11 protein-coding genes are annotated in these 11,656 nt (G+C 59.1%); 10 read left to right on the forward strand and 1 reads right to left on the reverse strand.

The genetic code is table 11. From position 1 onward, the window contains the following. Nucleotides 1–252 precede the first annotated feature (252 nt). From AC2FEE_RS23035 to AC2FEE_RS23055, 5 genes are all read left to right on the forward strand, one after another. Entirely contained in the window at nt 253–1,095 is an 843-nt protein-coding gene (locus AC2FEE_RS23035) for a LysR substrate-binding domain-containing protein (RefSeq protein WP_496867787.1), read from the forward strand. A 188-nt stretch (nt 1,096–1,283) separates the two neighbouring features. After that, nucleotides 1,284–1,835 carry a TetR/AcrR family transcriptional regulator gene (locus AC2FEE_RS23040; RefSeq protein ID WP_496867788.1) on the forward strand — a complete coding sequence of 184 codons (552 nt, stop codon included), beginning with the start codon at nt 1,284–1,286 and terminating at the stop codon, nt 1,833–1,835. A 28-nt stretch (nt 1,836–1,863) separates the two neighbouring features. Beyond that, on the forward strand, nt 1,864–2,973 hold the full coding sequence (locus AC2FEE_RS23045; RefSeq protein WP_496867789.1) for a mandelate racemase/muconate lactonizing enzyme family protein: 1,110 nt from the start codon (nt 1,864–1,866) through the stop codon (nt 2,971–2,973). A 1-nt stretch (nt 2,974) separates the two neighbouring features. Next, complete coding sequence (locus AC2FEE_RS23050) at nt 2,975–4,063, forward strand: alcohol dehydrogenase family protein (protein WP_496867790.1); 1,089 nt, start codon at nt 2,975–2,977, stop codon at nt 4,061–4,063. Nucleotides 4,064–4,066: 3 nt separating this feature from the next. After that, complete coding sequence (locus AC2FEE_RS23055) at nt 4,067–5,191, forward strand: mandelate racemase/muconate lactonizing enzyme family protein (protein ID WP_496867791.1); 1,125 nt, start codon at nt 4,067–4,069, stop codon at nt 5,189–5,191. An 88-nt stretch (nt 5,192–5,279) separates the two neighbouring features. Here AC2FEE_RS23055 and AC2FEE_RS23060 read toward each other — a convergent pair whose 3' ends face one another. Beyond that, nucleotides 5,280–5,882, reverse strand: a complete 603-nt coding sequence (locus AC2FEE_RS23060; protein ID WP_496867792.1) for a helix-turn-helix domain-containing protein — start codon at nt 5,880–5,882, stop codon at nt 5,280–5,282. A 146-nt stretch (nt 5,883–6,028) separates the two neighbouring features. On the opposite strand from AC2FEE_RS23060, the gene glyA reads away from it, so the two are divergent. The 5 genes from glyA (at nt 6,029) to AC2FEE_RS23085 (ending at nt 11,564) form a co-directional block, all read left to right on the forward strand. Then, nucleotides 6,029–7,282, forward strand: coding sequence for a serine hydroxymethyltransferase (gene glyA / locus AC2FEE_RS23065; protein ID WP_496867793.1), 1,254 nt, complete (start codon nt 6,029–6,031; stop codon nt 7,280–7,282). Nucleotides 7,283–7,293: 11 nt separating this feature from the next. Beyond that, entirely contained in the window at nt 7,294–8,673 is a 1,380-nt protein-coding gene (gene lpdA / locus AC2FEE_RS23070; protein WP_496867794.1) for a dihydrolipoyl dehydrogenase, read from the forward strand. A gap of 12 nt (nt 8,674–8,685) precedes the next feature. Next, nucleotides 8,686–9,630: a lipoyl synthase gene (gene lipA / locus AC2FEE_RS23075; protein ID WP_496867795.1), complete on the forward strand. Its 945-nt coding sequence runs from the start codon at nt 8,686–8,688 to the stop codon at nt 9,628–9,630. A 25-nt stretch (nt 9,631–9,655) separates the two neighbouring features. Beyond that, complete coding sequence (locus AC2FEE_RS23080; protein WP_496867796.1) at nt 9,656–11,062, forward strand: alanine/glycine:cation symporter family protein; 1,407 nt, start codon at nt 9,656–9,658, stop codon at nt 11,060–11,062. Between the two features lie 79 nt (nt 11,063–11,141). Continuing rightward, on the forward strand, nt 11,142–11,564 hold the full coding sequence (locus AC2FEE_RS23085; protein ID WP_496867797.1) for a universal stress protein: 423 nt from the start codon (nt 11,142–11,144) through the stop codon (nt 11,562–11,564). Nucleotides 11,565–11,656: the final 92 nt, after the last annotated feature.

Here is an 11,656-nt window from a genome sequence, read left to right on the forward strand (position 1 = left end):
CCGGGTTCGTCCGGGAATACAGGCGGTTACGTCACCATGAACGCTCCCCCTGCCGTCTGAGACAGACACATCCCCGAATGCTGATCACCAATTTCGCGGGCGGCCGCCTTGCAGGCAATTGCAAAAAAATTCACTTTGATTTAGCTGAAGTAACTCACGCTTTGCATTTTGCGCTGAAAAGCAGATAATATACGATCAAAAGGTCAAACCACCTTGCCCAGAGGCCCCTATGAACTCCCCCCTGTAAGCTCATTGATCAGCTTCGAGGCCGCCGCGCGACATGTGAGCTTCAAAAACGCAGCGACAGAGTTGAATGTGACCCCTGCAGCCATCAGCCATCAGGTCAAATCACTGGAACACGAACTGAATTGCTCGTTGTTCCGCCGCCACCATCGCGGGGTTGAGCTGACTGAAAGCGGGGCTTACCTGTTGGTCGCCCTGCAGCGAGGGCTCGAAGGCATCAGCGAAGCTCTACAGCAGTTGCGGTCGCAATATCACCGATCTGGTGTGACGATTCGGTCCAGCACCGCAGTAAGTTCGCTTTGGCTAACCCCCCGGCTTGCACAATTCTGGAAAAGTCACGGGCATATATCGGTGACACAAGTAGTCACGGATCTGGGGTTTGACACATCGAAATGCGATCTCAGCATTTGTTATGGGGATGCCTCTGAAGAGAGAGGCAACAACCACGTTTTGTTTCGTGACCGCATCATGGCACTCGGCAGCCCGCGGTTTTTGGAACAGAACAACATCACCGATATCCGGGACTTTGCGCGCATCCCCTTGATTCACCTTGATGCGCCGGGAACGGGGTGGACGGATTGGCGCGAATGGACCAACCAATTGGGTTACGACGGGCCTTTGAACTCAGGCCATCGCGTCAACAACTATACCATTGCGCTTCAGGCCGCACAGGACGACATGGGGGCCGTACTGGGGTGGGAGGGGCTAACCTCGGAGCTTGTAGCATCCGGGAGACTGGTCAGCCTGCTACCGCAGGCACTTACCTCACCGCTGGATTTTTACGTCGCGCTTCACAATACGGCATCTGATCGCGCCAAACTTGTGTATCGGTGGCTGGCGGCGACCACCTGATTTTTTTTGCGCATTATTAATTACTTACAGAGTTTCACCGTATAGCTCTCCGGCTTGTCACCGGATAGCAGCGTCTGTTTATGTCCAACGATCATTTTTTTCGTCGGTTGGGTGTCATGTCGTCACCACCTGGATTCATGTCGGTTTTATTCAAGCCAAAGGTAGAGCGATCACTCTACCACTTCCTCATGATTGACATGAAACACCAGATTGCCGCCAGCCTGCATGGCCAGTTCGAGGAAATGGGGTTTGCCGGGCCCGGCGTCGAAGCTTTGCGCGCGGGCGCAGATGTTTCGCTGAGAACCCTCTACAAGTATTTCCCCAGCCGTGAGGCCATGGTGGTGGGCGCGTTGCAACACCGAGACCGCGCCTATACGGACTGGATCGGTGAAGGCCCCGAGGACGGCGCAGCCCATGTCGTCCACATTCTTCAGCGGTTGTCCGACTGGTTGTTCGGGATCTCGAATTGCGGTTGCCTGTTTCGCAATGCCCTGTCCGCCTACCCAGACAGCGCCCCGATACGCGCCGCGGTCGAGGCACATAAATCCGGTGTACGAGCACAGTTTCACCGACGGCTTCTTGATGTTGCCCCGCACTGTGATGCGGACACGTTGGCCGATCAGTTGTTCTTACTGCACGAAGGCCTGACCGAAGCCGCCCGTATGATCGGGCCGGAACGGGCCAGCCGTCAGACACTCTGCGCCGCAGGCCTGATCCTGAGTGCAGCAGGCATCAAATAGCTTTTTCTAACCAACGGAAAACCCCAGCATGAAACTGAAGGAAATCCACATCTACGCCCATGACCTGCCGGTCAGGAATGGTCCCTATACGATGGCCAGCGGCGCAGTCTGGGCACTGGACACCACCCTCGTCAAACTGGTGTCCGGCACTGGTCATGTCGGCTGGGGCGAGACCTGCCCGGTCGGCCCGACCTATGCCGAGGCCCATGCGGAAGGCGCGCGCGCCGCGCTGAAGGTGATGGCCGAGGGGTTGATCGGCGCCGAGGCAACGCCTGGCACGTTGCGCCGCAAGATGGATACTCTGCTGAACGGTCATAACTATGCCAAGGCCGCGCTGGATATCGCTGCTTATGACCTTTTCGGCCAGTCGCTGGGCATCAATGTCGCCGACTTGCTGGGCGGTGCCGTGACTGACCGTGTACCGTCCTACTACGCAACCGGCGTCGGCGCGCCGGACGACATTGCAAGACTGGCCAAAGAGAAGCTGGACGAAGGCTATCCGCGCCTGCAGGTCAAGGTTGGCGGTCGCCCGGTCGAGATTGACATCGAGACAATCACAAAAGTCTGGGAGACGATCAAAGGCTCCGGTATGCGTCTGGCGGTGGATGGCAATCGCGGCTGGACAACCCGTGACGCCCTGCGCGTCAGCCGGGAATTACCACATGTGCCGTTCATCATGGAGCAGCCCTGCAACACCGTGCAGGATCTGGAGAAGATCCGCCCGCAGGTCAGCCACGGTATCTATATGGATGAAAACAGTGTTGATCTGAACACGGTCATTTCGGCCGCGGGCACTGGCCTGGTTGATGGGTTTGGCATGAAGGTCACGCGTATCGGCGGTCTGACTCATATGCGCGCCTTCCGCGACATCTGCGAAGCGCGCAACCTACCACATACCTGCGACGACAGCTGGGGTGGGGATATCATCGCCGCCGCCTGCACCCAGATCGGCGCAACCGTCAAACCCGAGCTGTGCGAAGGGGTCTGGCTGGCAGCGCCCTATATCGAACGCAACTACGACACCGAAAACGGAATTCAAATCGTGGGTGGTCACATCGAACGTCCAACCGGGCCGGGTTTGGGTGTCACCCCGGATGAAGTGCTTTTCGGCGCACCCGTTGCGTCTTTCGGAGGCTGAGATGATCCCTGAAACAATGAAGGCCGTCCTGCTTACAGGCCATGGTGGCTTAGACAAACTGGACTATCGCGCCGACGTGCCCACACCGCAACCTGAATCAGGCGAGGTGCTGATCCGCGTCACGGCGGCGGGTGTCAACAACACCGATATCAACACGCGCATCGGGTGGTATTCCAAGGCTGTGACTGCTGACACTGAAAGTGGCGGGGCAGAAGGATTCGACACGGTCGATGACGATGATGCCAGTTGGTCAGGCGTGCCACTAACCTTCCCGCGCATCCAAGGCGCAGATGTTTGCGGCTTTATCGTCGCTGTTGGCGAGGGCGTGAACCCGGCTCGTATCGGCAATCGGGTGATCGTGCGTAATATGCTGCGAACCTACGTGGATTACCGTCCCTATGAATGCTGGACCATCGGCAGCGAATGCGACGGTGGGTTTGCGCAATATTGCAAAGCCCCCGCGCAAGAGACCCACACCGTCGACTGTGACTGGTCCGACGCTGAACTGGCAGCGATCCCCTGCGCCTATTCCACCGCCGAAGGCATGTTGCACCGCGCAGGTGTCGGAGCCGAGACGGTTTTGGTAACCGGGGCCTCGGGCGGCGTGGGTTCGGCTGCTGTGCAACTGGCAAAGCGGCGCGGTGCCACGGTGATCGCACTTTGCTCTCCCTCCAAGGTCGAGGCCGTCCGGGCACTGGGTGCTGACCGTATTCTGGATCGTGATGCCGATCTGGTGGCTGAACTGGGGGCAGGGTCGATCGACGTGGTGGTCGATCTGGTAGCCGGTCCGCAATGGCCCAGCCTGTTGGACGTGCTACGCCGAGGTGGCCGCTATGCCACTGCGGGGGCCATCGCTGGGCCGATCTGCGAGATCGATGTACGTACGCTCTATCTGAAAGACCTGACGCTGTATGGCTGCACTTTTCAGGAAGATGTCGTGTTCGAAAACCTGGTGAAATACATCGAGGCCGGTGAAATCCGCCCCGTTGTGGCCAAGACCTATCCGTTGTCCTACATCGCAATCGCTCAGGAAGACTTTCTGGCTAAAAAGCACACTGGTCAGCTTGTGCTGATCCCGCCGCAGGAATGATCCATGAAGATCAGGAAAATTGAACTTTTCGAGCTGCACCTGCCCTATTCCGGCGGCAGCTATGAGCTGTCCGGTGGCCGGATCTATACCGGATTCGACGGTGTCATGGTCTGCCTGACCGCCGATAATGGTATCGAGGGCTGGGGCGAAAGCACACCGTTCGGCCCCAATTACATCGCCGCCCACGCCCGTGGCGCACGCGCCGGGATCGAAGAGATCGCACCCCACCTGATCGGCCGTGATCCCCGCGATGTGGATCGGATCAACGACGCGATGGACGAGGCGCTTTTGGGGCACAACCACGCCAAAAATGCCATCGATCTTGCCTGTTGGGACATTTTCGGAAAATCGGTGGAACTGCCGGTCTACAAACTGTTGGGCGGTAGCACAGGAATCCGACTGCCGACAATCAGCTCGATCTATGCAGGCGCACCGGAAGACATGCGAGCGCGCGTCGCGGAACACCGCAAAATGGGCTATATGGGCCATTCCGTGAAAATCGGCGCACTGGACAGCGAAGGCGGTCCGCAGTTGGACGCTGAGCGCATTGCGGCCTCACTGGCTGATCGTCAACCGGGCGAGTATTTTATCGTCGATGCCAATGGCGGGCTGATCCCCGAGACCGCCTTGCGGATGCTGCGCGCCTTGCCGGTCGGGTTGGATTTCGTACTTGAGGCCCCCTGCGCCACCTGGCGCGAGACCATTTCACTGCGCCAGCGATGTGATGTGCCAATCATCCTTGATGAACTGGCTCAGGAAGATGGTGACATCTCCAAACTGGTGGCGCTGGACGTGGCAGATGGGATCGGACTGAAGATATCGAAGGCAGGTGGCCTGACCCATGCGCGCCGCCATCGCGATATCTGTCGGGCCGCCGGTCTGACGATCAGTGTACAGGACACGGTCGGCTCCACTCTTTCTGCCGCTTCGATCTTTCACATGGGGGCCACGGTGCCCGCGCGGCTGCTACGCTGCGTACTCGACCAGCGGGACATGGTGACTGTTCAAACCGGCTCTTTTGATGCGCCGATCAAAGATGGCGGTGTATTGCCGCCCGATGCACCCGGTCTGGGCGTCGCCGTCAATCGTGACCTTTTGGGCGACCCCATCGCGACCTGGGAGGTGTAATCGGGCCCTTTGCAAGCCCCATCCGGATGGATGCTGTGATCTGAGAACCGGGGCAGTGCATGCCCCGGCCTACACGGCCCTGTCCAGATCACTCCAACGACACCCAAAGAACCTGAGCATCTTCTTTGCTGGTGGATACGCACCCATGCCCCATGCTGCTGTCGTAATAGAGTGAATCCCCCGCCTTCATTGGCAACGGGCGGTAGTGTTCCGAGATAAAGATCAGTTCACCGCTCAGTACATACATGAACTCTTCGCCCGAGTGTCGGATCCACGGGTCGAACTCGGAAATATCCCGCGCCCGGATCGTCGCGACATAGGGCAGCATCCGCTTGCTGGTCAGGTCCGAGCACAGCAGCTCGTGCAGATATGTTGCAGTTTCTCGAAACTCGCCCTGCCCTTTTGGCGTATAATCCCGTCGACCGGTAATGCCCGTCTGGCCCGACTGAAGAAACAACTGAGGCGGGTTCAGATCCAGTGCCTGTGTCAGGCGTCGCACGATCTCGAAGCTGGGTTTTGTCTGGTTGTTTTCGATCTTCGACAAGGTGGAACGACCGATTCCCGCAGCGCGTCCGGCCTCTTCCAGCGTCCAGCCTTTTTCCCGCCGTGCATCCCGGATCGAGCGCCCCAAAGCGACGCCTTCGTCCATTTCCTCCGGTGCTGAGGTTTCGTTCCTTTGGTCTTCGCCCATGAAAATCTCCCTATTCCGCTGCAGGTTACTCGCTCCCCTATTCGCACGCAACTTCACGAATATGAGATTTATGTTGCTTTACGGGAACAATTTCCACTATAGGAAACAAAATCTCGAACCGGGGATTCGATTTAGAGGAGGAGACTATGTTCAAGACGTCGCTGGCCGAGGCCGACCCGAAGATCGCTGCATCGATTGCGCGCGAAGGTACACGTCAGGCCGAACAGATCGAGCTGATCGCATCCGAAAACATTGTCTCTCAGGCCGTGATTGAGGCGCAGGGTTCGGTGCTGACCAACAAATACGCCGAAGGCTATCCCGGCCGCCGCTACTATGGCGGGTGCGAATATGTGGATGAGGTGGAAGTCGAAGCGATCGAACGGCTGAAGCAACTATTCGGCTGTGAATACGCCAACGTACAGCCGCATTCGGGCGCGCAGGCAAACGGTGCGGTGAAGCTGGCGCTGCTCAGCCCCGGCGACACGATCCTTGGTATGTCGCTGGATGCTGGCGGCCACCTGACCCACGGCGCTAAGCCCGCGCAATCCGGCAAGTGGTTCCGTCCGGTTCAGTATGGCCTGACCGAAGCCGGGCTGATCGACTATGATCAGGTAGAGGCGCTGGCCAAGGCCGAAAAGCCTAAGCTGATCATTGCTGGCGCATCGGCCTATTCGCAAAAGATCGATTTTGCCCGTTTCCGCGCCATCGCGGATGAGGTTGGCGCCTGGTTGTTGGCCGATATGGCCCATATCGCCGGGCTGGTCGCAACCGGTCTGCACCCCTCGCCCATCGGTCACGCGCATGTGGTGACTTCGACCACGCACAAGACCCTGCGTGGTCCGCGCGGCGGGATCATTCTGACCAATGACGAAGCGCTGGCGAAAAAGATCAACTCGGCCGTATTCCCCGGTTTGCAGGGCGGCCCGCTGATGCATGTGATCGCAGGCAAGGCGGTGGCATTTGGCGAGGCACAGAAACCCGAGTTCAAGGAATACATGCAGCGCGTGATCGACAGCGCTTCGACCTTGGCTAACGTAATGATTTCGCGCGGTTGTGACATCGTTTCGGGCGGTACGGAAAATCACCTGATGCTGGTCGACCTGCGCCCGATTGGCGTGACCGGCAAGGACGCCGAAGCGGCGCTGGAACGAGCAGGCTTCACCTGCAACAAGAACAGCGTGCCGGGCGACCCAGAGAAACCCACTGTTACCAGCGGCATTCGTTTGGGCACAGCGGCTGGCTGCAGCCGGGGCTTTGGCCCCGAAGAGTTCCAGCAGATTGGCCATCTGATTGGCGATGTATTGGATGCGCTGGCGCAGGACCCGAACGGCGATGAGGCCGTCGAAAAAGCGACCCACGAAAAAGTTCGCGCCCTGTGCGCAAGCCACCCGATCTACTGAAAGACGCAGAAATGACCTACGACCTTATAGTTATCGGGGGCGGCCCGGGCGGCTATGTCGCTGCCATCCGCGCGGCTCAACTGGGACTGAAAGTGGCGTGCGTCGAAGGACGCGGAGCACTGGGCGGGACCTGTTTGAATGTGGGGTGCATCCCCTCCAAAGCGTTGCTGACCTCCTCGGCCAAATATGCCGAGCTTGCACACCTCTCCACCCATGGCATTGCGGTTGAGGGGGCCAGCATTGATGTGCCTGCAATGATGGGTCGCAAAGACAAGATCGTCGGGGACCTGACCAAGGGCATCGCGTTTCTGTTCAAGAAAAACGGCGTGGACCTGATTGAAGGCTGGGCCAGCATTCCCGCCGCCGGGCAGGTCAAAGTGGGCGACGATATCCATGACGCCCGAAACATCCTGATTGCCACCGGATCGGAACCGACCCCGCTGAACGGCATCGAGATTGACGAGCTGGACATCCTCAGCTCGACCGGAGCAATTGCGCTTGAGGCGGTGCCCGAACATCTGGTCGTCGTGGGTGCCGGAGTGATCGGGCTGGAGCTTGGCCAGGTCTGGGCGCGGCTGGGCGCCAAGGTCACCGTTGTGGAGTATCTCGACCGGGTTCTGCCTGGCATTGATGGCGAGATCGCGAAACTGGCGCAGCGCGCCCTTAGCAAGCGCGGACTGAAGTTCCAGCTGGGTCGCGCGCTGAAATCCGTCGATAAGTCTGACGCCGGGCTGACGCTCACTCTGGATCGGGTCGGCAAAGACAAGGAAGAGGTGATCGAGGCCGACAAGGTTCTGATCGCCGTCGGACGCCGCCCCGTCACGCGCGGGCTTGGGCTGGAAGAACTGGGGGTGGCCCGTGACCCGCGCGGATTTGTTCAGGTGGATGCCACCTTCTGCACCTCGGTGCCCGGCCTCTATGCGATCGGTGACTGTATCCCCGGCCCGATGCTGGCGCACAAGGCCGAAGAGGATGGTGTAGCCTGTGTCGAGATGCTGGCAGGCCAAGCCGGACACGTGGACTACAACACCGTTCCGGGTGTTGTTTACACCGACCCCGAGGTCGCCTCGGTCGGCCTGACCGAAGAAGCGTTGAAAGAAACAGGCGCCGAATACTCGGTTGGCAAGTTTGCCTTCATGGCCAACTCGCGCGCCCGCTCAACCGGCGAAACCGACGGTGCGGTCAAGGTTCTGGCTGATCCAAGTGGCAAAATCCTCGGCGCGCATATTTGCGGCGCTCACGGTGGCGATCTGATCGCCGAGTTGGTCCTGGCGATGACCAAGGGCGCAACCGTGTCCGAAGTCGCGTCGACCTGCCATGCACACCCGGCCATGGTCGAGGCAGTCAAGGAAGCCTGCCTCGACGCCCTAGGCCGCGCGATCCACGCATAAGGGAACCGCCAGATGACCATCCAGCTTCGCCCCCGCCACCCCGAAAAGGCCAAGAAAGCCGACAGCGTCATCCCGCGCAAGCCCAAGTGGATTCGCCGCAAAAAGATCGAAAGCGCCGAGTATTACGAAACCCGCCGCCTGATGCGTGACCATGATCTGGCGACGGTGTGCGAAGAGGCCGCCTGCCCCAATATCGGCGAGTGCTGGTCCAAGCGCCACGCCACGATGATGATCATGGGCGAGGTCTGCACGCGGGGATGTTCCTTCTGCAATGTGGCGACTGGGCGACCTGACGCGCTGGACGTTTTTGAGCCGGGCCGGGTTGCGGTCGCGGTCAAAAAGCTCGGCCTGCGCCACGTGGTGATCACATCCGTGGACCGGGATGATCTGACCGATGGCGGGGCCGAACATATCGCCCAGACCATCCGCGCCGTGCGCCACCAGAACCCTGGCACAACGGTCGAAGTTCTGACGCCCGATTTTCTTGGCAAAGGCAACGCAGCAGGTGTTGTGTTCGACGCTGCCCCGGATGTTTTCAATCACAATCTGGAAACCGTTCCGCACCTGTATCCGAGTGTACGCCCAGGTGCGCGATACTATACTTCGCTGCGCTTGCTGGACGATGCCAAGCGCGCCAACCCCGAGATTTTCACCAAGTCCGGTCTGATGGTGGGCTTGGGCGAAACGCTGAACGATGTGCGGCAGGTGATGGATGATCTGCGCGCCGCCAATGTCGATTTCCTGACTGTCGGTCAGTACCTGCAACCGACCCCGAAACACCACCCGATTGACCGGTTCTGGTCACCGGAAGAGTTCGATCAACTGGAACAGATCGCAAGGTCCAAGGGCTTCTTGCACGTGTCGGCAACGCCGCTGACGCGTTCCTCGTTCCACGCCGACGAAGATTTTGCCGCCCTTAAGCAGGCCCGCCAGCGGGCTATCGCCAACGGGGCATAATCCAAACGCAAATGGGAGGGAAACCATGGAAGCGTTAACTAACTTTGTAGGGGAAATAAATGGCATCGTCTGGGGGGTGCCAATGCTGGTGCTTATCCTCGGCGCCGGCTTTTTCCTGCAAGTCGGACTGAAATTCATGCCGATCCTGCGTGTCGGCACCGGCTTCAAACTGTTGTTTGCGGGTCGTGAAGGTCAGGGCGACGGTCAGATCAGCCCGTTCAACGCGTTGATGACTTCACTGTCAGCAACCATCGGTACCGGCAATATCGCCGGTGTGGCCACTGCTGTCTTCCTGGGCGGTCCGGGCGCATTGTTCTGGATGTGGATGACCGCCCTGGTGGGCATGGCCACCAAATATGCCGAAGCTGTTCTGGCCGTGAAGTACCGCGAGCAGGATGAGTTGGGCAACTACGTTGGCGGACCGATGTATTACATCAAGAATGGTCTTGGCGCGAAGTGGGCCTGGCTTGGCGGAGCGTTTGCTCTGTTCGGTGGGATCGCTGCCTTTGGCATCGGCAACGGTGTTCAGGCAAACGGTGTAGCTCAGGTTCTGGAATCGAACTTTGGTCTTAATACTTCGGTCACCGGTGTAGTTCTGATGATCCTGACCGCAGCCGTGATCCTGGGTGGCATCACCCGCATCGGTGCAGTTGCTGGTAAACTGGTTCCATTCATGGCGGTTGCCTACATCATCGCCGGTCTACTGGTTCTGCTGCTCAACATCGGTTCGGTCGGTGCGGCAATTGCAGACGTCTTTGCGTTTGCCTTCACTCCATGGGCTGCAAAAGGTGGCGCAGCTGGTGCGGCAGTTTGGCTGGCGATCCGCTTTGGGGTGGCACGTGGTGTATTCTCGAACGAGGCTGGTCTGGGCTCCGCCCCGATCGCGCACGCAGCAGCCGAAACCAAAGGTCCGGTCAATCAGGGCCTGATCGCGATGCTGGGTACGTTCATTGACACCATCATCGTCTGCTCAATCACCGGTCTGGCGATAATCTCGTCGGGTGCGCTGGACGCGTCGGTCGAGCTGTTCAATCAGGACCCGGAACTGGGCGTTTCCGGCGCGGCTCTGACCTCGCTGGCCTTCGAAACCACCCTGCCCGGCATCGGTGGCTACTTGATCGCAATCGCACTGTCGATCTTTGCCTTCACCACCATTCTCGGCTGGTCGTTCTATGGCGAGAAATGCGTCGAGTTCCTACTGGGTGTAAAATCCCTGATCCCCTACCGCATCCTGTGGATCATCATGATCTACTTCGGTGCAACCGCGGATCTGGGCTTTATCTGGCTGCTGGCAGACACGCTGAACGCGATGATGGCGTTGCCCAACCTGATTGCCCTGTTGCTGCTTAGCCCGGTCGTCTTCAAACTGACGAAAGAGTTCTTCGCCTCGGGCGGCCAGTCCGAAGAACCGGGCGGCTCACCTGCCGAGTAATCCGGTACCTCAAAGAAACGGGGGGCCACTCCGGCCCCTCGCCATTGAAACAGAATTCCAAATCTCGAGGAGAGACGTGATGGCCACGAAAATCCTGCTGCCCATTGATCACACCGACGATCGCTCGTGGAAACAAGCCCTGCCGCTTGCGGTGGAACAGGCGAAATTCTACGGGGCCGAGCTACACGCGGTTGCCGTCATCCCCGAGATCATCCAGCTGCCGAACCTGCCCGCCAACTATGGTGCTGGCGCCAAAGAGCACGTGCGCAACGCGGTTCAGGCCATTCTGGATCACGGCAATGCCTCGGACGTGGCGATTCACGTCGAAGAAGGAAGCGTCTACCGCGAAGTCCTGAAACTGGCCTACAAGGACGGCTTCGATCTAATCGTCATGGCCTCGACCAAAGGCGACTTTCCGAACTATGAGATTGGCCCGAACCTGGCCCGTGTCGTGCGCAACGCGCATTGTACCGTCATGGTCGTTCGTGACCAGTCCCGCTGATTGAAAGGCTTAAGACATGACCGAGATTAATCGCACACCGTTGTATTCATTGCATGTTGAGTTGGGTGGCAAGATGGTTGATTTTGCTGGAT

The organism is Ruegeria sp. YTSC199 (assembly GCF_059609725.1).